Below are 22,740 nucleotides of genomic sequence, written 5' to 3' on the forward strand. Positions count from 1 at the left end.
GGTGTGTTGCTCAGCCGAGCAGGCCGGTGTCGTGCACGATCTGGCCGCCGACGACGGTCATCAGGACCTCGGTCGCGCGCAGTTCGTCGTCGGACGCGGTGAGCGGGTCGGCGCCGAGCACGGCCAGGTCGGCGAGCGCGCCCGCGGTGAGCCGGCCCTTCACCTCCTGCTCACCGGTGTGCGCGGCACCGGACGTGGTGTAGAGGCGCAGGGCCTCCGCCCGGGTGACCGCCTGCGCGCCCCCCACGACCTCACTCGCCGCATCGCGCCTGGTCGTCATGGCGTAGATGTTCTGGAACGGGTCGAGCGCGTTGATCGGATAGTCGGTGCCGGCCGCGACGCCGTCGAGCCCGAGACCGTCCACGAGGTCGCGCAGCGGCACGGCGGCCTCGGTGCGGGCATCGCCGAGGTGGCCGGCGATGGCCGCCCGATTGCGCCACAGGAACGGGATCTGCGCGGCCACCTGGACGCCCAGCGCGCGGGCGCGGGCGATCTGGTCACGCTGGATCAGGCTGGCGTGAATGAGCACGTCCGGCAGGAGGCCCCGGTGCCGGGTGGCCTCATAGACATCGAGCGCGAGGTCGATCGCGGCGTCGCCCACCACGTGCGTGCCGACCGGCCAGCCCGCGCGGTGCGCCGCGCCTACCAGCTCGGCCAGCCGGTCCCGGCCGGCGAACAGCTCGCCGTGGTAGCCGGGACGGGTGAGGTACGGCTCGCGCGTGGCCGCGGTGCCGAGCGTCATGCCACCGTCCACCTGGAGCTTTATACCCCGGGTGAGGTAGTGCTGACCGATGGGCGCGGGCGGGCCGGAGGCCAGCAGCGCCTCCCAGTCCGCGAGCGGGACGGACGGGTTGAGCTCGCCGGTCGGCATGACCATCGCGGCCACGCGGAGCGTGGAGCATCCGTCCCTGGCCAGCTCGCGCACCGTCTCGACGTCTGCCGGTCGCAGCGCGCCCGCCACGACGGAGGTGATCCCACGCCGGTTGAGCGCCCGCATGGCGGCGGTGAGCTGGGCAGCCCGCTCCTCGCGGGTCCAATCCGGGACCACCCGCGCGACGGTGTGCATGGCGCCCTCGACCAGCCTGCCGTCGTGCCCGCCTGGGTCGATGCCGGACCGTTCCAGCGCGGCGGTGCTGGCCGTCGCGGCGTGGCCCTCCGGCAGGTACACCGGGCGCCCGCCCGCCGCGCGGTCCAGCTCACGCCGGTCGGGCCCGCGGCCCTCGACGAGCTGGAGCGCGGGGTTCCACGGCTGCCCCTGCACCCACGCGCCGGGCTCGCGGGTGGCGGCCAGCGCGGCGATCCGGTCCAGTGCGGCGTCGAGCGTGCGGACGCCCGCGAACGACACGGTGTGCCCGTCCATGCCCGCGTTCTCGAAGTGGCAGTGCGAGTCGACCAGGCCGGGGATCACGGTCCGGCCCGCCAGGTGTACCACCCTGGTGGACGGGCCGGCCAGGCGTGCGACGTCGGCGGCCGGGCCGACCGCGGACACCCGGCCACCGGTGATCGCAACCGCCTCGGCGACCGTGCCGCGCGTGTCCAGCGTGTGCACCCGGCCGCCGAGCAGGACCAGGTCGGTCACCAGGGTCATGGCCGGTTCACGGCGGCGACGCACTCGACCTCCACCTGGACGCCGGTGCGGTGCGGGGTCGCGATGACCGTGGTCCGCGCGGGGAAGTGCGGATTGCCCTCGAAGAACTCGCGGTAGACGGCGTTGAACACCGGGAAGTTCGCCACGTCGCGCACGAAACAGGTGCATTTGAGGATGGTCTCCCGGCTGCCGCCCGCCGCCTCGACGACCGCGACCAGGTTGGCGAGCGTCTGCTTGGCCTGCTCGGCGAAGTCGTCGGAGACGATGGTGCGGGTCTCCGGGTCCAGCGGCCCGGTGCCCGAGCAGTAGATGGTGTCGCCGTGCACGATCGCCTGGGACAGCGGCGCGGCCGTACCCGTGGAAAAGCCCACGGTGGGTGCGTTGCGGGTGCTGACGGGTCGGATGTCGGTCATGACCTGCTCCTTGAGTCGGACGTGCGGTCGCGGTGCGGCGACCGCCGTCACGAGATCTCCATGATGACGGCCTTGGGTTCGGTGAAGAACTCCCGGCTGTACGTTCCGCCCTCGCGGCCGACGCCGGAGTTCTTCGCGCCGCCGAAGGGCGCGCGGAGGTCCCTGACGAAGAAGCAGTTCACCCAGACGGTGCCGACCCGCAGCGCGCGTGCGACGCGGTGGGCGCGGGAGAGGTCCTGGGTGAACAGCATGGCGTTCAGTCCGTAGGGCGTGTCGTTGGCCGCCGCCACCGCGTCCGCCTCGTCGTCGAACGGAAGCACGACCACGACCGGCCCGAAGATCTCCTCCTGGGTGACCCGGTCGCGCTGCCCCGCGCCGACCACCACGGTCGGCCGTACGGACCACCCCTCGCCCACGCCGCCCGTGTGCAGCCGCGCGCCGGCCGCGGTCGCGAGGTCGAGGTAACCGGCCACCTTCGTGAAGTGCTCCCACGAGGACAGCGGGCCGATCTGCGTCGCCGGGTCCTTCGGGTCGCCGAGCACGAGCGCGTCGGCCGCGGCGGTGAACCTGGCCAGGAACTCCTCGTACACCTCGCGCTGCACGTACAGCCGGCTCCCGGCCAGGCACACCTGCCCGCTGTTGCTGTAGATCGCCTGGATGGACCAGCTGACCGCCTGGTCGAGATCCGCGTCGGCGAAGACGATGTTCGCGCCCTTGCCGCCCATTTCCAGGCTCACCGGGGTGAGGTTGGCCGCCGCGGCCCTGGAGATCAGCCGGCCGGTGGCCGACTCGCCGGTGAAGGTGATCCGGTCGACCAGCGGCGACTCGGTCAGCGCCTGGCCCACCGAGTTCGGCCCGAACCCGTGGACGACGTTGAACACGCCGGGCGGCAGGCCCGCCTCGATCGCCAGCCGGGCCAGGATGGTGGCCGAGGCCGGCGACTGCTCTGCGGGCTTGAGCACGACCGTGTTGCCCCATGCCAGCGCGGGCGCGACCTTCCAGCTCGCCATCATGAGCGGAAAGTTCCACGGTGCGATGGCGGCCGCGACACCCACGGGGTCGTACTGGGTGTAGGCGTGGTGCCCGGCCGGCATGGGAAACGTCTCGGCGGGGGTGAGCTGCGCGTGATCGGCGAAGAACCGGAAGTTCCGCGCCGCGCGGGGGACGTCGTGGCCCGTGGTCTGGGTGATCGGCTTGCCCATGTCCGTGGTGTCGGCCGCCGCCAGCTCGTCGATGTGCTTCTCCAGCAGGTCGGCGAGGCGGTGCAGGATCGCGCCGCGCTCGGCGAAGCCCATCCGTGGCCATGGCCCCTCGTCGAAAGCCGACCGCGCGGCCAGTACGGCGCGCCCCGCGTCATCGGCCGAGCCGAGTGCCACCGTGGCCCACGGCTCCCGAGTCCACGGGTCCACGGACTCGAACGTCGTCCCATCGGCCGAGGCAACCTCCTCGCCCGCGATGACATGCCCGAACGATTCCACCCCTGGTCCTCCTCTTTCTCGGTGTGCCGTACACTCTCCGCGTGCCATCGGCGCACGCTCAACGAACGGTTTCCATCCGCCGGGAAACGCGGTCAGCGGCCACGCACCGCGCGCGACCACTCCGCCCACCGCCGCCCGAACTCGGGCGAGCGCGTCGCCCGAATCTGCTCGGCGATCTCCCGGTCCACCGCCTGGGCGAACCCGCCACCGGCCGCCGCGGCGATCAGGCGCTTGGTCGCCCTCGCCGCTTCGGGGGGTGCTGCCGCGAGCTGCTCGGCGCGGCCGAGCGCGTGCGCGAGCGGGTCGGCCACGACGACGTCGAGCAGGCCGATCCGCACGGCCTCCTCAGCCGCGACCTTGCGCCCGGACAGCGCCAGCTCCGTCGCCCGCGCCGCGCCGACCGCCCGCGCGAGCAGCCACGACACGCCGAAATCGGGGACCAGCGCCATCTTGATGAATGGGCTGGCGAACACCGCGCCGGGCGATCCGATCCGCAGGTCGCACGCGAGGGCGAGGGCCATCCCCGCACCGACGGCCGCGCCGTCCACGGCGGCGACGGTCGGCGCGTGGAACTCCAGCAGCAGTTCGGCGATGGAGAACTCGCGGGTCATGCGCTCCCGCGCCTCCTGCGGCGTCTCGTTTCCCAGGTCGCCGATCGCGTCCAGATCGCCGCCCGCGCAGAACGCGCCGCCGCGCCCGGTCACCACCAGTGCCCGTACGGTGGCGTCACCGTCCAGCTCGCGCAGCACCGCGGGCAGCCCGTCGAGCAGGGTGCGGTCCAACGCGTTACGGCGGTGCGGCCGGTCCAGTTCCAGCAGCGCGATTCCTTCGGAGGGGAACGTCACCCGCAGTCCACGTACATCCATGGCCCAAGCTGACCGGACGCGGGCTCCGGCCGCCAGGACCGGTTCTCATTGAGCGGAATGCCGCAGGTGGCCGGGCACTGTGCCAACGCGCATGATCGGTGCGCATGGACATCGGGTTTCTGGAGGCTTCATGAACGGGCAGTTGCGCGGCAAGACGGCGATCGTCACCGGGGCTGCGTCGGGCATTGGACGCGCGACCGCCGCGCTGTTCGCCGCCCGCGGCGCTGCGGTACTCGCTGTGGACCTCAATGAGGAGGGCCTGCTGGGGCTGCGGGACGAGGCGGCGGGCGGCGAGGTGGCCGTGCTGGCCGCGGACCTCACCGCGGCGGGCGCGGCGGAGCTGGTCTTCGATCACTGCGCCGAGACCGTCGGCGCGCCGAACGTGCTCGCCAACATCGCGGGCAAGGCCGGGGACCGCCCGGCGGCCGACACCACGGACGAGGACTTCGAGTTCTTCCTGCGCACCAACCTCGGCACGACGTTCGCGCTCAGCCGCCGCGCGGTGATCGCATTCGGCGACGCGGGCGGGGCGATCGTCAACACGTCCTCGGCGTTCGCGCTGACCGGGGTCGCGGGGTCCGCGCCGTACTCGGCGGCCAAGGGCGCGGTCTCCAGCCTCACCCGCCAGATGGCGGCCGACTACGGCCGGCGCGGCATCCGGGTCAACGCGGTGGCGCCGGGCCTGATCGAGACCCCGGCCACCCGCGCGAAGATCGCCGCGGGCGCCTTCGACGACCTGGTGACCCGGTCGCGCCCGCTGCCCAGGGTCGGGGAGCCGATCGACGTCGCGCGGGTCGTCGCGTTCCTGGCGTCCGACGAGGCGGCCTTCGTCACCGGCCTCACCATCCCGGTGGACGGCGGCTGGAGCAGCACGCACTTCCGCGACTGAGGGTGACGCGAAGCGGGCCGGGGCCGATGTCGGCCCCGGCCCGCTTCGTGCTTTCTACGAGCGCGCCCTGCGCTCCGCGATCGTCTCGCCGTCCGCGGCCCAGTGGGTCGGCGGCAGCTCGCGCACCAGGACCCGCACCGACTCGGACGGGACCCCGAGGCTGCGCACGACCGCGTCGTGCACGGCCGAGATCATCTCGCGCAGCTCGGACTCGGTACGGCCGGTCAGCAGTGAGACGTCGATGATCGGCATGATGGCTTCCCTTCTGGTTGGGGTGGGACGGTCAGCTGTCCTGGCGTACGAGGGGTTCCTCGGCCGTGTCACCGGCCAGTCGCACCTCGGCGAGGTCCACGCCCTTGGTCTCCGGCAGGGTGAACACCAGGACCAGCAGGCCCAGCGCCATGGCGCCGACCGGGTACCACAGGGCGGTGGTGATGCTGCCCACTTCGGCCCCGATCGCGACCATCGTCGCCGGCAGCAGCCCGCCGAACATGCCGACGCCGAGCTGGTAGGGGATCGAGAGGGCGGTGGCGCGTACGCGGGTCGGGAACACCTCCGCCATCGCCGTCGCGGCCGGCCCCTGAGCCATCTGCGCGAACGCGACCAGTGCGAGGAGCAGCAGCGCGACGGTGAGGACGGGCCCGTCGAAGAAATCCCCGATGCCGGTGATCTTGATCGTGTTGGCCGATCCGTCGACCGGGTACCCGGCCGTCTTGAGCGCCGCCAGTAGTTCGTCCTTCATCTGCGGACCGCCGAGGACCTCGGTGTCGTTCACGAGGACCTTGGTGGTGCCGATGGCGTCCTGCCGGTCGAAGGTGACCGAGTTGGACTGGAGCACGTTCCGCGCCTGGTCACAGTCGGAGGTGAACGTGGCGGTGCCCGCGGGATTGAACTGGAAGGAACACTCGGCCGGGTCGGCCTGGATGGTGACCGACACCGTCTCCTGTGCCCGCGCGAGCTCCGGGTTCGCCGTCGAGACGATGGCGCCGGTGATGGGGAACGCGAGCACCGCGGCCAGCCCGAGCCCGGCGAACAGCACCGGCCGTCGCCCGATCCTGTCGGACACCCAGCAGGCGAGAACGCACAGGAAGAACCCGATCAGCATGATCACCATGAAGATCGCGTTGACCGTGAAAGCGTCGGTCTTGAGGTAGGTCTTCATCGTGGTCACCATGTACACGGTGGACAGGTAACCGATGAACGACTGCGCCGCGGCCATCACGAACACGATCGCCACCATGCGCACCCGTGCCCGCGAGCCGAACGCCTCGCGCAGCGGCGCCTTGGTCCGGGTGCCCTCCTTCTTCATCTTCAGGAACAGCGGGCTCTCGTTCAGCTTGCTGCGGATCCACACCGAAAGCACGAGCGGCACGACGGAGATGATGAACGGCACCCGCCAGCCCCACTGCTCGAAGGCGTCCGCGCCCACGATGGTCTGCACCAGCAGTTGCACGCCCAGCGACAGGCTGAAGGCGAGCGCCGTGGTGCCGGTCAGCCAGCCGACGAAGAACCCGCGCTGCCGCGGGGGGGCGTACTCGGAGACGTAGGTGACCGCGGCGCCGAACTCGCCGCTGACCGCGAGTCCCTGCAGGATGCGGCAGGTCACCAGCAGGATCGGGGCCAGGATGCCGATCGAGTCCGCGGTGGGCAGCAGGCCGACGGCGACCGTCGAGACGCCCATCAGCACCAGCGTCATCAGGAACACGACCTTGCGGCCGACCAGGTCGGTGATCCGCGCGAACACCAGCGCGCCGATCGGGCGGACGATGAACCCTGCGGCGAAGGTCAGCAGCGCGAACACGGTCTGCGCCGTCGCGCCGTAGCCGCTGAAGAAGTTGCTGCCGATTACGGGGACGAGTGCCGCGTACAGAAAGAAGTCGTACCATTCAAACGCCGTACCTATGGCCGACGCACCGACTACCTTGAGTTCTTGTTTGTTCATCGGCGGTTTCCTCCAGCCTGAAATGCTTCCCCCCACCTCGGGGCACGACGGCGGGTTGGAGCGACCGTAGAACCGGCGGTGACGGAAGCAACCACCTGATTTCCGGTGTGTGGGAATACCCTGGAAGTCGTGCCCGCCACGGTCCACGGTCGGCCACCATGACGGCGAACACGTGGACGGTCGATCGGGCCGTCGAGGCGTGGCGCGCGGCGGAGTCGGCCCGTGCCACGCGCCACCCCATCGCCGAGGACTGGTCGCTCTTCCCAGGGGAATCCCGAAGATCGGAACGACGGCCGGGTCGACCGTGAAAGGGCGCGGGTCATGTCCACGGGAGAGCAGCGGGCAGGGTCGACCGGTCCCGGCAGTGTGGGGATGTGACCAGCTCATCGCGTGAGTCGCTAGCCTAAGGCGCGATGAACCGTTTCACGACGTCGAGAGGTGAGTTCGACCTCACCCGCTTCCCCGAGGATCCCCGCGACCCGTTTCGCGCCTGGGACGCCGCCGACGAGTACCTGCTGCGGCACCTCGACGACGAGCAGACGGACCTGTCGGGCACCGTGGTCGTGCTGGGCGACCGGTGGGGCGCCCTGGTCACCGCGCTCGCCGATCACCGTCCCGTGCAGATCACCGACTCCTTCCTCGGCCGGCAGGCGACCCTGGCGAACCTGGAGCGCAACAAGGTCGCCGGGGAGGCGATACGGCTCCGCACCACCGGGGACGCGCCGCCGGACCGGATCGACGTGCTGCTCATCCGGGTGCCCAAGAGCCTCGCACTCCTTGAGGACCAGTTGCACCGCCTCGCACCGCACGTGCATTCCGGCACGGTGGTCGTCGGCGCCGGGATGGTCGCCGAGATCCACACCTCGACGCTGAGCCTGTTCGAACGGATCCTCGGGCCGACCAGGACGTCGCTGGCGGCGAAGAAGGCGCGGCTCATCTTCTGCACACCGGACCCCGGGCTTCCCCGGGGCGACAACCCGTGGCCGCGAAGCTACCCGCTGCCCACCGGGATCGGAGCCGTCTCGGGCCTGACCGTCACCAACCACGCGGGCATCTTCTGCGCCGACCGCCTCGACGTCGGCACCCGCTTCTTCCTGAAGAACCTGCCGCGGCGCCGTGGACCCGAACACGTCGTCGACCTGGGCTGCGGCAACGGGGTGGTCGGGCTCGCCGCAGCACTGGGAAACCCCGAAGCCCAGGTGACGTTCATCGACGAGTCCTACCAGGCGCTGGCCTCGGCGGAGGCCACCTTCCGGGCGAACGTGGCCTCCGGCACCACCGCGGAGTTCCTGGCGGCCGACGGCCTGTCGGGCGTACCGGCGGGGACGGTGGACCTGGTGCTGAACAACCCGCCGTTCCACACACACCGCGCGACGACCGACGCGACGGCCTGGCGCATGTTCAACGGCTCCCGCGCCGCGCTCCGCCGCGGCGGCGAGCTGTGGGTGGTCGGCAACCGGCACCTCGGCTACCACGCGAAACTGCGCCGCCTCTTCGGCAACTGCGAGGTCGCCGCGAGCGATCCCAGGTTCGTCGTACTGCGAGCCGTCAAGCGCTGACCGCCAACGCCGCGCAGGAACGGTGGAACCTGTGGCTCGGCACGCTCCCCGGCCTCTGCTTCGACGACATCGCCGTCCGGCCCTTAGGCACGATGTCGACGGAGTGCCGTCCGGCCTCGTCATCGAGGCCTTCGAAGGCACCGAAGAACCATGTCTCGGTCGCCGCTGGGGATTTCTACACTGCCGTCGGCCCCCTCAAGGATCGCGTTTCACAAGAGGCGAAGGCCATGTCTGTCCGCCCAGGCCGATATGGCCGCGGCGATCAACACGGGCTGGTCCTCCGGCGTGTGATGCCCGGCGACGGCCTCGGAGTGTTCGATCTCCAGGTCGGCGATGTTCGCCGCGCACCACGCGATGATGTCCTCGTGCATCATCGCCCCCGGCCCGGGCGCGAACGTGAGCAGTAGCTTGGGCACGTCCGTGCCGGCCTTCAACCACCGGTCGTACGCCTCGATCCTGGCCACGACGTCGGCGGGCTCACCGCCCAGCGGCATCGAGCGCGGCCACTGCAGGAGCGGCAGCCTGCTCTCCCGGGTCGGATACGGCTTGCGGTAGACGTCGAGGTCGCCCTGGGTGAGCGCCGTGGCGACGGTGCCGGGCAGGGCCTGCTCGATGAAGGCGTTGTCGTCGAGGATCATGGCTTCGCCGATGCCGGCTGTCTTGATCGCCTGGAACAGCCGCCGTCCGCCTTCGGGAAACTCCTCCCAGGCCATCGGCTTGACGATGGTCTCGGTGAACGCGATGCCGCGTACCCGGTGCGGGTGGCGCGCGGCCCAGTCGAAGGCCAGGGCGCCACCCCAGTCATGCCCGACCAGCACCACGTCCTGAAGGTCGAGCGCGTCGAACCAGGCGTCCAGGTAGCGGGCGTGGTCAGTGAAGGTGTAGTCGATATCGGGTTTGCCCGACTCGCCCATACCGATGAGGTCGGGGGCCAGCAGCCGTCCGGATCCTACGGCCGGTATGACGTCCCGCCACAGGTACGACGAGGTCGGGTTGCCGTGCAGGAAGACGACCGGCACCCCGGTGCCGGACTCCCGGTAGTACATGGTCGAGCCGAGGATGTGCTGAACAGGCATGATGCGTTCCTTTATCGGAGGTTGAGCCGGGTGATGCGATCGACCGCGATCTCGATGACCACGCGGCCCTGCGGAGCGGGCGGCGGCGCCCCATAGCGCGCGGTGTAACGGCGTGCGCCTTCGGCCACTCGCCCGGGTGCGTCGTGCACGGTGGCGAGTCCTTCGAGCGTCACCCACCGGAACCCCACCGCCTGGCAGAGCGCCGCGCGCCCGCCCGGCCCGGTGATGAGGTTCCTGGCCTTGCGAGTGGTGTCGACGGTCAGGACACGGGCCAGCCCCGCCTGACCGTCCCAGGTGAAGCGCACCGCGACCACGTGCGGCGAGCCGTCGGGACGCAGGGTGGTCAGGGTGGCCACGTGCGGTTCGGCGAGGAAATCCTCGACCGCCATGCTCACCGGAAGGCTGCCACGCTGCGCTCGGCCCAGGCGGCGAAGGTGCCCGGCGCCCGGCCCAGGACACGTTCGACTTTCCCGGTCGCACCCGTTACCACGATCATGTCGATCTCCCCGACTCAGAAGTAAGTTAGTTGACTAACTTTGTCGAGTGAGACGGTAGCACAGCCAGATCGTTGGCTGTCTATAGTTAGTCGGGTGACTAACTCAATGGATTCCCCGCCCTCTCGGCCGAAGGCCGCCGGTAAGCGGCAGCGACTGATGGCGGCCACCGCCCGGGTCCTGCACGAGCAGGGCGTGGAACGCACGACCATCGCCGACATCGCCCGCGCCGCCGACGTCCCGGCGGGCAACGTGTACTACTACTTCAAGACCAAGGACGAACTGGTCGAGGCCGCCCTCTCCGAGCACACCAAAAACCTGGAGGCCCTCACCGGCCGGCTCGACCAGCTCCCCGACCCGCGCGAACGCCTCAAGGGCCTTGTGAACGCGTGGGTCGGCCAGCGCGACATCACGGCCCGCTACGGCTGTCCCACCGGCACCCTTGCCGTCGAACTCGACAAACGCACCGAGAGTGGCCTCGACGTCGCGGCGGGCCATGCCATCCGCCGGCTGCTGGACTGGGTGGAACAGCAGTACCGCCAGATGGGCATGGCCGACCCCGAGGGCCTCGCGCTGACGTTCGTCGGCGCCTACCAGGGCATGTCCCTGCTCTCCAATGCGCTGCGCGACCCGGAGATCATGACTCGGGAGGGCGCCCGCCTCGTTCGCGAGCTCGACGGCCTGGCATGACGCACGCCGGCCCAAGGCCGAACCCCGGGTCAGTGCCCGCCGGTGTAGCGGCCGGCGAGCTCGGCGCCGATCCGGGCCAGCTCGGCCTGGACGGAGCACGGTTCGACCACCTCGACCATCGCGCCCCAGCCGGCCAGGTGCCGGGCGATGTCCAGCGAGGTCGGCGCGCCGAGGCGGACCCGGACACGCCCCTGGTCGAGTTCGGCGTCGATGTGGCAGTGCCGCCCGAAGTGCGTTCGCAGCACCGGCACGAACCTGGCCTCGATGAGCACGGTCGCCCAGGTACGTGACCGCCGTCGCTCCACCTCGCCGACGACCTGTCGCCACGCGGTGGCGAGCGTGAAGTCGTCCGGGCGCTCGGCGGGCTGTTCGGTCGGCTCGGCCCCGACGATCCGGTCGACGCGGAAGGTCCGCCGCCCTCGTTCGGTCCCGGCGAGCAGGTACCAGATGTCGTCCTTGTCGACCAGACCCCACGGGTCGACCAGCCGTTCGGTCCGCTCCCGGGCGCTGTCGACATAGGTCAGGCGGACTTTTCGCCGGCGGATCACGGCGGTCTGCAGCAGGTCGACCAGCTCGGGCCGACGGCGATCACGCTCGCCCCACCGGGCAGAGTCGATCATCGTGGCGTCGGCGGCGGCCTCGGCGTCGGCCCGGAAGGTCCGCGGCAGTGCCCGCACGAGTTTGCGCAGTGCCGCCTTGGCCTCACCCGAGACCGCCGCGGCCGGGCCGACGAGCAGGAACAGCGCCTGCGCCTCGGTCGCCGACAGGCCACTGAGATCGGTGCGGGCGCCACCGACGAGCGACCAGCCGCCGCCCCGTCCGGGCTGCGGATACACCGGGATGCCGGCCGCGGACAGCGCCTCCAGATCGCGGCGGGCGGTGGCGACGGACACCTCCAGCTCGGCGGCCAGCTCGGCGGCGGTCACCCGCCCGCGGGCCTGCATGAGCAGGAGGGTGGCGACGAGACGATCAGCGCGCATGTTCCCATTTTCTCCAACAAAGTGCTCAATTGGTGAGCACTTTGGAGCGGAACATGGTCACTGTCACCGACTGAAAGAGGGAACCGCCGATGTTGCGAGGACTGGCCACCGTCAGCTTCTGGGCCGACGACCTGGAGGCCGCCAAGAAGTGGTACGTCGAACTGCTGGACGTCGAGCCGTACTTCGAGCGTCCGGGCAACGGGCAGCCGGCCGCCTACTACGAGTTCAGGATCGGCGACTACCAGGCCGAACTCGGCCTCATCGACCGGCGTTACGCCCCGCCGGGCGCACCCGCCGCCCCGGGGGGCGCGATCGTCCACTGGCACGTGGACGACGTACGGGCCACCCTGGACCGGCTGCTGTCCTTGGGGGCCACGCCGCACACGCCACTCACCGAGTACGGCCCCGGTTTCGTCACCGCGTCCGTGGTCGACCCGTTCGGCAACGTGCTGGGCATCATGTACAACCGGCACTACCTGGAGATCCTGGGCCGATGATGCACTTCGCGGACGCCGCCCGGTGGGAGTCGTGGCTGGCCGAGCACCACGAGTCCGAGGGCGGCGTCTGGCTGAAGATCGCCAGGAAGGGATCGGCCGAAGCGTTGATCACGATCGGGCAGGCGCTGCAGGTCGCGCTCTGCTACGGCTGGATCGACAGCCACCGCAAGTCCTACGACGAGCACTGCTTCCTGCAACGGTACTCGCGCCGCCGCAAGGGCAGCCCCTGGTCGCGAGTGAACGTCGAGCATGTGGAGGCACTGACCGCCGCCGGACGGATGCGGCCGCCCGGCCTGGCGGAGGTCGCCGCCGCCCAGGCGGACGGCCGGTGGGCGGCGGCCTACCCCGCCCAGCGCGACGCCACCGTCCCGCCCGACCTGGCCGAGGCACTGGCGGCCGACCCGCGGGCCGCCGCCCGCTTCGAGTCCCTCGACAAGACCGGCCGCTACCTGCTGATCCTGCCCCTGCTGAAGACCAGAACCCCGGCCGGACGCATGGCCCGCCTACAGAAGACGATCTCCGGCCTGCTGGAGTGAATCGTCACCCGTTCCGACCTCTACCGGATGCGCTCCAGGGGTCTTACGTTGACCCCGGTGTCGTCGAGTTCGTAGACCAGGGCGTGCTCTCGTGGGCCGCAATCCTCCCAGCCGGGTGTGCAGCCGCCGGTGGCATGGATCCGCAGTGCGAAGCCAGCTCCCGCCCACCTCGACGGTTTCGTCGACACTGCCGGCCTCGACTGTGAGCTCGAACTCAACGGTGCTGTCTGTCGCATCAGAGCCGAAGGCGAAGTCGAGCAGAGACTCGTTGCAGTCCTGCAGGCCGGCGAGCTCATCGGCGATGCCCTCGGCAAGATCACCCAGATCATCGAAATCACCGCGAACCGACAGTGCGACCTTCATTGCGTACTTCACCAATTACCTCCAGCGTGGAGACCCGGTCCTTCATGGCCGGGAGGAAACGCGGCACGGTGCCGCGTTTCTGGGTGGATGGTGTAGCCGTAGCCGTCTGCTCGTTGGAGCAGCCGGATGTGGCGGTGGCCGATGCCCTGCACCGTGCCGTGCCGGGTGGTGATGTTGAAACTGCCGGTGGTTCGGACCGCGACACGGCCGGAGTGGACCCCGGCCTTCTTGCCGCTCGGTACGACGGCGCGGACCAGGTCGCCGGTGGCGAACCCCTTGACCTGCTTGGTCCGGGGCAGCCGCAGCCGGGGGAAACCGTAGCGGTCGGTGCGGGTACGGGCGTAGGTGCCGCGACCGGTCGCCGTGACCGCCAAGACCACCGGCGGCCAGGCGGTCACACTATCCAGTTCGCCGACGTGCAACGCGTCCAACGTGTGCGACTTGGCGGCGCCGGTGCGAGAGCGGTTCCACTTCGTACGACCGCCCGAGGCAGTGTGAACGGACAGACCGGTCGCTTCCAGTGCCCGCCACAGTGCCCACCGGGTGGCGTTGACGGCGGCTGCGTCGCGCAGCGGAGCCTTCGCCTGCTTGAGGATCTTCGCCAGGAAGGCGGGCCTGCCGTTGAGGAACTCCTCGATCGGGGTGGCGTTCTTCGCCTGGTTGCAGCCGATGCACGCCAGGGTCAGGTTGCTGATCCGGTCCGAGTCGCCCCGGGAACGCGGGTGGAGGTGGTCGAGGTTCAACGGCACGTCCTGCTTGCCGCAGTACGCGCACACCCGCCCCCACTTGGCCAGCAGGTATTCGCGAACCTCGTACCCGGCGAGGGTGCCCTGCTGGTACTCCACCCCTTCGAGCGGCCGCCCGGCCGACAGGGCGTGCGTGTCGAAGGAGACCCGCTCCACGTGCACGGCAACGACCGGCGCCCAACGGGTGAGCCGGGCCACCTGCGACATGGTGGTGTCGACGCGGTGGCGCAGCGACGGCGCGAGCCACCCCTTCGGCTTGGTGCGGTTGGAGAAACGGGGCGCGCGGTAACGCAGGTTTTTACCGCGGCGCCGACGCCGATACTGCGAGCGGGCGATGAGCTTGTCGCGGATCGCTGCGCCTCGGTGGCCGAGCTGGATCGCATACCGTCCGGCCCGGCTCCCGCCGTGGTCGGTGAACACGGCCAGGCCGGTGTGCTTGGAGCCGGGGTCGATACCGACCTGCACGCCTGTCACGGTGGAATCGGCTACCGACCGGTCCTTGAGGCGGATGACGAACGGGGTATGGCGCACCACCACCGCCCGCCCGGCCGCGAGCAGGCGACGGGCGCGGGCGGGGTGGCAGGGGTCGAGCGGGTGGCCGCGCTTGTCCAGGACGAACACGGCCGGGTGAACCTCACGGTTCGCTCCCTCGGACACCGAAGCGTCCTCGGGGTGACGCCGGTGCGGCGGTGCGGCCGGACCGGTCTCCCCTCGCCCAGGTTGAACACCCGTTGCCTTGCGGCGTCCACGTCCCGTTTCGTCCCCACCCCGGGGGTGTCTGCTGACGTGGATTCGAGGGTCCGGAGCTGAGGAAGCACTCCGGAGTCGGTCTGCCGGCGTGTGTTCAACGTAGCCATCTGGGTTGCACCTCCAGTTCGTGATGGCTGGGGCTGGTCAACATGGGGCTTGAGGTGCGCAGTGCTGCACCTCAAGCCCCGGCCTTCAGGCCGGGGTCGTTGACAGCTCGGATCGGACGGTGTCAGGTGTACCCTGCGCTAATGCTTCCCGCACGGGCAACGCATCGAGAAGTATCACTTACGGTTAGTAATCAACCACCCTTTTCCCTCGGCCTCTTGAATCCGTCACTGCTTCGCCTTACCTCACACGACATCACGCACCGTACGGGTGCCTTGTCACACCCATACGGGGTGCGTTGATGACGGCACGGCGGCCTAAACCGTGGCAGGGAGGGCCGCCGTGCCTGTTCAGAGGTGGCCGGTGATGGCCGAGGTGAGGGCGGGTGCCCAGCGGTGGAGGAGGGCGGTCATCTCGGCCTCGCGCATCTGTGCCTTCAGGCCCTCGACCGTACGGTCGCAGATGAGCAGCGGTTCCGGAGTAGGCCAGGTGGCGATGGCGTGGAAGAGACGGCTGCCGGTGCCGTAGAGCACGGCCCAGCCCGGCCAGGTGATCTCCAGCATCGCCGCCTCGGCACGGGCCTCGTGGTCCCAGGTGTAGTGCGGCACGGGAGCGGCGGTCAGGCCGTCGCGGTGGCGGCCACGGGCGGTGGCCAGGCAGCGGCGGATCATGAGATCACCCACCCCGCGGCCTGTTCCCGTGCCTGCTTGGCGATGGTCTCCTGCCGGTCGGTCTCGACCCGCAGCGCCTCCAGGGAGTCGGCGTCGACGGTGCGTTCGGCCCCGGCGTGGAAGGCGAGGGCGCAGAAAGGCTCCTCACGGCTGGCCCACAGCCGTCCGGCATCGCTGAGAATCAGCCGCCAACCGGGGATGGTGGGTTCGGGGTGGGTGGATCTAACATCATTCACTGATTGGACCTCCATCCGATCAAGGGCCCGTCCGGTCGTTCGCAGCGGTGGACGGGCCCGCTTTGTACAGCGGACAAGGACGTGGAGAGGTACGTCGTACGGGCCGGATGGCCGGTACGAAGACGGGGTGACCAGCGCGCATCGCAGAGCGCGGGTGGCCGTTCGCGAGGCGCGAGGCGCGAGACGACGCCGGTGGCCAAGCCGGGGCGGCCGGGGGTGGGCGGACCTGGACGGGAGCACCGGACGAAGGCGGCAGGGCGTCCGCACCGGCGGGGCGGGCTCGATGACCGGGGGCCGTTCGGGACGACGCTGGACGGGCACCGGCGGAATCACCTCGGCAGGGGCCTGCTCAGCAGACCACCGCGCGGGCACCGAAGCCGCCGCCTCAGCCGAGGTCTGCTCGCCCGACCGCTGATCCGCTGCAGGCACAGCCTCGTCAGCCGGTGCCACGGGCGGTTCGAAGCAGGACAGGCAACGGTCTCCGGTGCGGCGGGCCTCCAGACGGATGGCCATCAACGCACCGGAGGGCTGGGCATACTCGTGATCGGCGGGCCGGTCGGAGCAACCGTGCGCGTAGGGGGCATGCCCGCAGACGGCACAGCCCATCGGCATCAGCGCCGCATTGACGAAGCAACCGCAGCGTTCCCTTGCCGTCTGCGAGTCGAGAAGTGGGGCACTGGGTCTGGCCATGGGTCGGGAGCGCCTTCCTGATCAAGGGCTCGTCGACGGTGGCCCACACCGCTGACGAGCCCGATTTGTGTCAAGGCTGCTTGCGTCAGCACGGAGCGCAGACCCGTCACCGACTGTTCGAATTTCCCTACTCTAAGTGACGAGCATCATGATGCAGTGAGATTCTCAGGCTGGCAACCCCATCGCACATATTTGTTGCGTTGAGCAGGAGGAACCGATTGAGCTGCGGCAAACTGACCGCATGAAGCACTCCACGGTCCGTCTACGCCGTCTGTCGCGTGAGCTGCGCACCCTGCGCGCGACCACCGGCCTGACGACCGAGGCCGCCGCCGAGCAACTTGGCTGGTCCAGGTCGAAGCTCAACCGGTTCGAGACCGGCAAGATCGCTCCGGCGACCGAGGATGTGGCGGCCATCTGCCACCTGTACTGCGTAGACCAGGCCACCGCCGACGCCGCAGTGCAACTCGCCCGGGAGGTGACCCGACGCGGCTGGTGGACGGCCTACTCGGACGTGTTCACCGGCAGCTACATCGAGTTCGAGGCAGAGGCGATCGTCGTTCGCAAATGGGAACCGCTCGTGGTTCCAGGGCTGTTGCAGAGTGAGGACTACGCCCGCGAGATCATCCGAGCCGCCTGGCCGAACCTGACCAGCACCGAGCTTGACCGCCGCGTGGATGCCCGTATGGCACGAAAGATCAACCTTCTTGGATCAAAAACATCCGTGCTACATGTCCTCATGGATGAGGGTGCTCTGAACCGACCTATCGGTACGCCCGGGATCATGGCCGACCAGCTTGGCGACATTCTTCGAATCATGGATTGGCCTAACATCACCGTCCAGGTCCTGCCGCTCGCGAACGGTGCACATACCGGACTGGAAGGAGCCTTCTCCGTTCTCGGCTTCGGCGACGAAGATCCCGATATCGGATACGCAGAATGCCCGGCCGGTGAGGTCTATGTGGAGGCGGCGGATCAGGTCCGCAGGCTTATGCTCATGTTCGAGCGCCTCGCCGGCGCGTGCTTGTCCCCCCAGGAGTCCGCAACACGCATAGCTGCGATGAGGAGCAACGCATGATCTCCCCAGACCTGTCTGCCGCTGATTTCCGCAAGTCCAGCCTCAGCGGCGGCAACAATGACTGCATCGAGGTAGCCACGAACCTGGCCGGTATCGTTGCCGTCCGGGACAGCAAGAACCCATCGGGCCCAGTGCTGGCCTTCTCCCCAGCGGCCTGGGGCAACTTCCTGACGGGCATCCGCAACGGAGAAATCTGACCCGACACCGAGAAACCTGCGCGGCGACACGACCCCTCGCCTGTGAGCGGTTCCGTGGGTTCCCGTCAGGGTCTCGGCGGCAGCGGGAAGCGGAGGGCGGCGGCTGTGATGTGGTCTTTCAGTTGGGTGTCGACGACGACGTGTTCGACGGAGCCGCCTTCGTTGATGACCGTTTCGGTCAGCTCGTCGAGGACGTCGGGGACCTGGCGGGTGGCACCGCCGCAGAGCGGACAGCTCTGGCCGGAGCGGGCCAGCCAGCCGGACTCGTCGCAGACCACGCCGGGGACCTCGGCACCGTCCTGGATGAGCAGGGTGCCGATCGCGGCGGTGGTGCCGCCCCACAGGCATTCGTCGATCCCTATCGCGGCGTTGCCGCCGACGGCGGCCTTCTCGAAGACCTCCTGCACCAGACGGCGTTCCTCCGCGCGTTCGTAGTCGGCGACGATGCGCTCGGCGCTCTCCCGGATGTCCTCGGACGTCGCCACCTTGCCCATGTCGACGTTGAAGACGCCCGCGACCTTCGGGCGCAGCCGGTGCGGCAGGAAGTCCAGGAAGACGGTGACCTCATTGCGCTGGCCACCGATGACCAGCAGGTCGTAGTTCTCGGTGCGGAAGAGTCTGTCGAGCAGACCCACGGTCTGGCGATAGTGGCGTTTGGCCAGGTCATCGGCCTTGTTGCGGACCGTGTACTCGGCGAAACCGGCCCAGCCGCCGTAGTCGGGCTTGCGCAGGACGCTCCCTCGCACCTCGCCGATCTCGCGCATCTCCTTCTGGTACAACTCCCACGCGCGGGCCGACTCCTTGTCGACGACCAGGACGCAGCAGCGGTGGTACTCGTCGAGCACCGCGAGCATGGGACGGACGTACGGAGTCTGGTCCACCACGACCTGGTCGCGCACCTTGCGCGGGAGCGACACGACCTCGAACAGGTCGCCCTCGCCGCACGCGAACACCGCGACGGCGCCGACCGTGCCCCGCCCGAGCTCCGGTATGCCCTCGATGCGTTCGATGTCCTGCCGCAACGAGAGTCGTGCCCGCCGGTCGAGCGACTGGTCCTCGGTGAGCGGGCGGATCTGGGTGACGAGGCTGTTCACCCGGGTACGGACGGCCTCGAACTCGTCAAAGCCGATGGCGACGTACATGGAGAGAACCGGCAGACCTCCGCTGTCGAAGCGGATGAGGCGGTCGACAGTGCCTTTGGTGATCATGCGATGTCCTCGTCACGGCGGTCGGATGCTTGAGCTTCAGGAGGTGGTCGTGGACGGTCCGCCACCGGGCCCGTGGATCTCGACCGCTGCGCCGACGTACGAGGATCATGCTCGGGCAGCGGCCCCTCTCCCCGCACGCGTACGGCGATCGCCCTCCCAGGCGCGGCCTCGCGTAGCTCGGCGAGCACAGTGCTCCACGTGCTCGGACGGACACGACTTCGGCACACGCGGCGAACGCAGGCGCGTGAACCCGCACCGCCCGCCGCCCCGCACCGCCTCTTACCGTCATGAAAGTCAATCTAGAATCCGCTGAGTAACGCGAAAGGCGAAGCCGGACAACGTGCCCGACAAGATGTCGGCGCGGCCACGCGCCTCCGACCGCAGCGGTCACCAGATGTGCTGCCGCACGCCCATGACCGTGGTTCAGGCCGAGAAGTCCTCCAGAACGTCGAACAGCTCGATCGCCGAGGGTGCCTGCATGCCGGGCGCGTCGGCATCGGAGTGGGCGGCCTTGAAGGAGTCGGACTTCATCCAGGCCCGGAAGTCCTCGGCCGAGTCGAACTCCATGGTCGACACGTACGGGTCCCCGGGCTTGGTCGGGCGCATCAGCAGGCTGCGCTGGAGGCCGGGCACCCCGGCGAGCGTCGCGCGCATGCTGGCGCTGAAGGCCTCCTCGAAAGAGGCGGCCCGTTCGGCGGTGACTTCGATGCGATTGTGAACGACGTACATGGTGATCCTTCGGGAATCGGGACGGCTGACCTCAGCATTTTAGCGACACCGCGTCGGCAAGATGATTCGGCTCCCCGGCGCCTCACGCCTTGACGAGCCGGCCGCCCGGGTGGCTCCCACCTTGCCGTCGCCGTCGGAGACCGGGGACTCCTCGTCCAGCCCAACGGTCCCCGGCTCACCTCCGCGCCGGGTCACGCGACATCCGGATCAGCACCGCGAGACCCGCCACGAGTAGCAGCGACCAGCGGAGATGCGCCCCCGTCCAATCCTGCGGCCGGAGTGTGAACATCGCGACCGGCCCCGGCAGGGTGAACAGCAGCAGCCATCCGCCCGCCACACCGGGCGCCGCCACGACACCGGGCTCCCGCATGCCGCGCCTCCTGGCCAGCGCGGCGCCGGCCAGCCCTGCGGCGAGCAGCCCCGCCAGCTCCACCGTCGACCACAGGATCCACACCGTCGGCATATCCGGCGCCAGGACCAGCAGTGACACCCCCCAGATCGGAACAATCCACACCAGCGCGAACCCCACCCGCAGCGCGGTACGTACCCCCAGCGACAGCGGGACCGACGCCAGCATGTCGGCCGCCGCGTCGTCCAGTACGAACACCACGGCCAGTGTGATCAGAGCGGCGATCGCTCGCAACGACCAGACCGCGCCCTTCCAGGTGAGCGGTTCGTCATGGGGCCAGGCCAGGATCGCACCGGTGAGCAGGAGCGCACCCAGCAGCGGCTGCCATCGGATCACCCTGCCGCTCAGCCTCGCCAGCAGGGCCGCCTGAGTCAGGCGGATCATGGAAGCTGCCCGATGCCCGTGATCACCACGCAGAGCACGGTGACCGCCCCGGCCCCCAGCCAGAGCCCGCGCCGCGAGGTGTCCCTGAGCATCGCCAGCGCCCCCGCCCCGAGGGCGAGCGACAGCAGGTAGAGAGCGTGCGGACCGGCGTGCCCGGGGATGAACCCCGCCGGGGCGAGGTACGGTGCGGGCCCCCAGATCGTGAAGTCCAGGTAGAAGCCGAGCATGTACCGGCCCCCGTGGTCAATCATGATCTTGTTGAAGGCTATCAGCGCCAGCATGACGAGCGCCGACGTCCCCGGCCACGGCAGCCACCGGGCGGCGGCCACCCCGAGCAGGCAGGCCCCCAGCACGTTCAGCGGCCCGGTGCCCAGCTCCGCCAGGGACGGGAAACGCTCCAGCTCGTTGCCGGTGATCACGTAGAGCCCGGCCAGCAGGGCCTGCGCCGCACAGGTCAGTGCGAACGGGCCGAGAGCCGCGAGACAGAGCGCGGCGGTGCGCCGCTCTCGGTCACAGGGGACGACCGACAGCGTCTCCTCGGCCCGCCGCGCGGCACCGGCGACCAGGTTCGCGGCGAAGAAGACCGGAACCCCCCAGAAGATGGTCATCTCCGAGGCCAGCGCGGTGAACGCGGGTCGCGGCCCCGCCCAGCCGACGCTGATGCCCCGCAGTGTCCACAGTGCCAGGCCCAGCAGGGTGAGCGGATGCCGCAGGAGCCGCCAGGCCTCGTTCAGAGCGAGCGGCGGCACGACCCGCGTTCCGGACACGTCCAACACCTCGGCGGTCACGCCGCCACCTCCGTCACGGCGTCTCCGGACAACGACGGGTGGCCATGCACCTCGAACGCTTCACGGTCGCCTTCGGCGACCCTCGAACTCCCGCGGCCGCTCATCCGAGCCGACTTCTCATTGATTTCACATCTGCCTGTCGCACCTCGGCGCCCGGAGGGTTCACGAATTCGGCTTGGGGGACTCTCGGTAATCAGACACGTTGCACGAGTAAGGCGTCCAGCACCGTCGGAGCTCGAATGGGCGGTGAGGCCTGATCATGAGTCGACGCCCGGAGCCTGACGGCTCCCTGTTCGGATGCGGTCATGTCATCGGCCGAACAGCCCCTGCCTAGGCTTTGCGGGCGAGCAGGTGAATCTCCTGGAACTGCCGTCGGTCGGTGGGCTGAGGCCGGCGCACCATCCGGGCCACCTCGGCGAGCCCGGACTCGCGCAGCATCGCGGCGAGGTGATCCGGCGACCACCGATAGGCCGGCGCGACTGTGTGATCGAAGACCTGTGTCGGGTGAGACGGATCGTCGCTGGCCGAAAAGCCGATCAGCAGGTGGCCGCCAGGTGCCAGCACGCGATGGAACTCCGCCAGGATGACGGGGAGTTCCTGCGGTGGAGTGTGGATGACGGACCAACGCGAGAGTACGCCGCCCAGCACTCCGTCAGCGATGTTCACCGCGGCCATCGAGCCCACGTCGAACCGCAGGCCCGGATAGGCCTGTCGAGCCAACTCGATCATCGCAGGAGAGGCGTCAACGCCAAACGCCGCCAGCCCCAACTCATCCAGATAAGCGGTGATATGGCCGGGGCCGCACCCCAGGTCCGCGACCTGACCGTCACCACTCGCGCCTACAAGCTCGGCGAAGGCACTCAAGATCGCGCGGTCCAGAGGCCTGTCACGCAGCTCGCCGCGGAACAGCTGCGCGTACACGGGGGCAGCGGCGTCGTAGGCCTCGCGGGTGGCACTGAGCACATCGTGTTCAACCATGCCCGCGACAGTAGTTCCCGACGCCGAGACAAGAGAATCACGATCTTCACTCCCGCCCGCTCGCCTGGCCACCGCCAGTTCAGCGGAACGTGCGTTCGATGCCCGGTACTGATCATGGGGCCAGGTGAACGGCCCCGCCTGGAGGCGACCCGCGAGAACCTCCGCGCCAGGATCGCCGAAGCCGAACGCGGAGGATGGCTGGGCGACGTCGAGCAACTGACCGTCAGCCTCGCCGCCACCGATGACAAGATCAGCCTGATTGACGCCAATGAGCGATGGAAGAACTCATCGGTGTTCGTCGGTATGCCCCCGACCAGTCAACTTACAGTTCGGGAAACCGAGAACAGGGATGAGACGGATTGACGGCGATCTGGCGATGGACGACGCAGCTGAACCGCGCTAT

Annotated in this window: 26 protein-coding genes; 8 read left to right on the top strand and 18 right to left on the bottom strand. The window is 69.6% G+C overall.

Annotation, left to right across the window (positions count from 1 at the left end; all coding sequences use genetic code 11):
- Positions 1-10: 10 nt before the first annotated feature.
- From ACFQVD_RS30120 to ACFQVD_RS30135, 4 genes are all read right to left on the bottom strand, one after another.
- Entirely contained in the window at positions 11-1,612 is a 1,602-nt protein-coding gene (locus ACFQVD_RS30120; RefSeq protein WP_343961428.1) for an amidohydrolase, read from the bottom strand.
- Positions 1,585-2,001 (bottom strand): RidA family protein, encoded by a 417-nt coding sequence (locus tag ACFQVD_RS30125; RefSeq protein WP_343961425.1) that lies wholly within the window; start codon positions 1,999-2,001, stop codon positions 1,585-1,587. The genes ACFQVD_RS30120 and ACFQVD_RS30125 overlap by 28 nt, the downstream gene beginning before the upstream one ends.
- 47 nt (positions 2,002-2,048) lie before the next feature.
- Complete coding sequence (locus ACFQVD_RS30130; protein WP_343961423.1) at positions 2,049-3,479, bottom strand: aldehyde dehydrogenase; 1,431 nt, start codon at positions 3,477-3,479, stop codon at positions 2,049-2,051.
- Between the two features lie 92 nt (positions 3,480-3,571).
- On the bottom strand, positions 3,572-4,345 hold the full coding sequence (locus tag ACFQVD_RS30135) for an enoyl-CoA hydratase/isomerase family protein (RefSeq protein WP_343961421.1): 774 nt from the start codon (positions 4,343-4,345) through the stop codon (positions 3,572-3,574).
- Between the two features lie 130 nt (positions 4,346-4,475).
- On the opposite strand from ACFQVD_RS30135, the gene ACFQVD_RS30140 reads away from it, so the two are divergent.
- The gene (locus ACFQVD_RS30140; protein ID WP_343961419.1) at positions 4,476-5,234 is read left to right on the top strand and encodes an SDR family NAD(P)-dependent oxidoreductase; all 759 of its coding nucleotides are present in this window, start codon (positions 4,476-4,478) and stop codon (positions 5,232-5,234) included.
- A 54-nt stretch (positions 5,235-5,288) separates the two neighbouring features.
- Here the strand turns inward: ACFQVD_RS30140 and ACFQVD_RS30145 are convergent, their stop codons facing one another.
- Positions 5,289-5,486, bottom strand: a complete 198-nt coding sequence (locus tag ACFQVD_RS30145; RefSeq protein WP_343961416.1) for a tautomerase family protein — start codon at positions 5,484-5,486, stop codon at positions 5,289-5,291.
- 31 nt (positions 5,487-5,517) lie between these two features.
- The gene (locus ACFQVD_RS30150; protein WP_343961414.1) at positions 5,518-7,176 is read right to left on the bottom strand and encodes an MFS transporter; all 1,659 of its coding nucleotides are present in this window, start codon (positions 7,174-7,176) and stop codon (positions 5,518-5,520) included.
- 413 nt (positions 7,177-7,589) lie between these two features.
- Here ACFQVD_RS30150 and ACFQVD_RS30155 point away from each other — a divergent pair, with 413 nt between their 5' ends.
- Positions 7,590-8,735, top strand: a complete 1,146-nt coding sequence (locus ACFQVD_RS30155) for a methyltransferase (protein ID WP_343961412.1) — start codon at positions 7,590-7,592, stop codon at positions 8,733-8,735.
- A gap of 209 nt (positions 8,736-8,944) precedes the next feature.
- Here ACFQVD_RS30155 and ACFQVD_RS30160 read toward each other — a convergent pair whose 3' ends face one another.
- Positions 8,945-9,811 (bottom strand): haloalkane dehalogenase, encoded by an 867-nt coding sequence (locus tag ACFQVD_RS30160; protein ID WP_343961410.1) that lies wholly within the window; start codon positions 9,809-9,811, stop codon positions 8,945-8,947.
- Positions 9,812-9,822: 11 nt separating this feature from the next.
- The gene (locus ACFQVD_RS30165; RefSeq protein ID WP_343961408.1) at positions 9,823-10,200 is read right to left on the bottom strand and encodes a pyridoxamine 5'-phosphate oxidase family protein; all 378 of its coding nucleotides are present in this window, start codon (positions 10,198-10,200) and stop codon (positions 9,823-9,825) included.
- 201 nt (positions 10,201-10,401) lie between these two features.
- On the opposite strand from ACFQVD_RS30165, the gene ACFQVD_RS30170 reads away from it, so the two are divergent.
- On the top strand, positions 10,402-10,995 hold the full coding sequence (locus ACFQVD_RS30170) for a TetR/AcrR family transcriptional regulator (protein ID WP_343961407.1): 594 nt from the start codon (positions 10,402-10,404) through the stop codon (positions 10,993-10,995).
- A 29-nt stretch (positions 10,996-11,024) separates the two neighbouring features.
- Here the strand turns inward: ACFQVD_RS30170 and ACFQVD_RS30175 are convergent, their stop codons facing one another.
- Positions 11,025-11,975: a helix-turn-helix transcriptional regulator gene (locus ACFQVD_RS30175; protein WP_343961404.1), complete on the bottom strand. Its 951-nt coding sequence runs from the start codon at positions 11,973-11,975 to the stop codon at positions 11,025-11,027.
- An 89-nt stretch (positions 11,976-12,064) separates the two neighbouring features.
- Between ACFQVD_RS30175 and ACFQVD_RS30180 the strand changes: the two genes are divergently transcribed.
- A complete protein-coding gene (locus ACFQVD_RS30180; protein ID WP_343961402.1) occupies positions 12,065-12,472 on the top strand; it encodes a VOC family protein in 408 nt (135 codons plus the stop codon).
- Positions 12,469-13,008: a YdeI/OmpD-associated family protein gene (locus ACFQVD_RS30185; protein ID WP_343961400.1), complete on the top strand. Its 540-nt coding sequence runs from the start codon at positions 12,469-12,471 to the stop codon at positions 13,006-13,008. The genes ACFQVD_RS30180 and ACFQVD_RS30185 overlap by 4 nt, the downstream gene beginning before the upstream one ends.
- Here ACFQVD_RS30185 and ACFQVD_RS30190 read toward each other — a convergent pair.
- From ACFQVD_RS30190 to ACFQVD_RS30205, 4 genes are all read right to left on the bottom strand, one after another.
- Positions 12,976-13,371: a hypothetical protein gene (locus ACFQVD_RS30190; RefSeq protein WP_343961398.1), complete on the bottom strand. Its 396-nt coding sequence runs from the start codon at positions 13,369-13,371 to the stop codon at positions 12,976-12,978. The genes ACFQVD_RS30185 and ACFQVD_RS30190 overlap by 33 nt on opposite strands.
- An 8-nt stretch (positions 13,372-13,379) precedes the next feature.
- Positions 13,380-14,774 (bottom strand): RNA-guided endonuclease IscB, encoded by a 1,395-nt coding sequence (gene iscB / locus ACFQVD_RS30195; RefSeq protein WP_343961396.1) that lies wholly within the window; start codon positions 14,772-14,774, stop codon positions 13,380-13,382.
- 548 nt (positions 14,775-15,322) lie between these two features.
- Positions 15,323-15,643, bottom strand: a complete 321-nt coding sequence (locus ACFQVD_RS30200; protein WP_343961394.1) for a hypothetical protein — start codon at positions 15,641-15,643, stop codon at positions 15,323-15,325.
- A complete protein-coding gene (locus ACFQVD_RS30205; protein WP_343961392.1) occupies positions 15,640-15,879 on the bottom strand; it encodes a hypothetical protein in 240 nt (79 codons plus the stop codon). Before ACFQVD_RS30205 ends, ACFQVD_RS30200 begins: the two co-directional genes overlap by 4 nt.
- Positions 15,880-16,810: 931 nt before the next feature.
- Here ACFQVD_RS30205 and ACFQVD_RS30210 point away from each other — a divergent pair.
- Together ACFQVD_RS30210 and ACFQVD_RS30215 are read left to right on the top strand one after the other, a co-directional pair.
- Positions 16,811-17,644: a helix-turn-helix domain-containing protein gene (locus ACFQVD_RS30210; RefSeq protein WP_343961390.1), complete on the top strand. Its 834-nt coding sequence runs from the start codon at positions 16,811-16,813 to the stop codon at positions 17,642-17,644.
- Positions 17,641-17,841, top strand: a complete 201-nt coding sequence (locus ACFQVD_RS30215) for a DUF397 domain-containing protein (protein WP_343961388.1) — start codon at positions 17,641-17,643, stop codon at positions 17,839-17,841. The genes ACFQVD_RS30210 and ACFQVD_RS30215 overlap by 4 nt, the downstream gene beginning before the upstream one ends.
- A 65-nt stretch (positions 17,842-17,906) precedes the next feature.
- Here ACFQVD_RS30215 and ACFQVD_RS30220 read toward each other — a convergent pair whose 3' ends face one another.
- The 5 genes from ACFQVD_RS30220 to ACFQVD_RS30240 all read right to left on the bottom strand — a co-directional run bounded on the left by ACFQVD_RS30220 (position 17,907) and on the right by ACFQVD_RS30240 (position 22,337).
- Positions 17,907-19,049: a baeRF10 domain-containing protein gene (locus tag ACFQVD_RS30220; RefSeq protein WP_343961386.1), complete on the bottom strand. Its 1,143-nt coding sequence runs from the start codon at positions 19,047-19,049 to the stop codon at positions 17,907-17,909.
- Positions 19,050-19,472: 423 nt separating this feature from the next.
- Entirely contained in the window at positions 19,473-19,778 is a 306-nt protein-coding gene (locus tag ACFQVD_RS30225; protein ID WP_343961384.1) for an antibiotic biosynthesis monooxygenase family protein, read from the bottom strand.
- Positions 19,779-19,953: 175 nt separating this feature from the next.
- Positions 19,954-20,571, bottom strand: coding sequence for a hypothetical protein (locus ACFQVD_RS30230; protein ID WP_343961382.1), 618 nt, complete (start codon positions 20,569-20,571; stop codon positions 19,954-19,956).
- Positions 20,568-21,359, bottom strand: a complete 792-nt coding sequence (locus ACFQVD_RS30235; protein WP_343961380.1) for a hypothetical protein — start codon at positions 21,357-21,359, stop codon at positions 20,568-20,570. Before ACFQVD_RS30235 ends, ACFQVD_RS30230 begins: the two co-directional genes overlap by 4 nt.
- A gap of 330 nt (positions 21,360-21,689) precedes the next feature.
- Entirely contained in the window at positions 21,690-22,337 is a 648-nt protein-coding gene (locus tag ACFQVD_RS30240) for a class I SAM-dependent methyltransferase (RefSeq protein ID WP_343961378.1), read from the bottom strand.
- 114 nt (positions 22,338-22,451) lie between these two features.
- Between ACFQVD_RS30240 and ACFQVD_RS30245 the strand changes: the two genes are divergently transcribed.
- A complete protein-coding gene (locus ACFQVD_RS30245) occupies positions 22,452-22,700 on the top strand; it encodes a hypothetical protein (RefSeq protein ID WP_386272707.1) in 249 nt (82 codons plus the stop codon).
- Positions 22,701-22,740 lie beyond the last annotated feature (40 nt).

The organism is Streptosporangium amethystogenes subsp. fukuiense, assembly GCF_042665875.1.
Taxonomy (GTDB): domain Bacteria; phylum Actinomycetota; class Actinomycetes; order Streptosporangiales; family Streptosporangiaceae; genus Streptosporangium; species Streptosporangium fukuiense.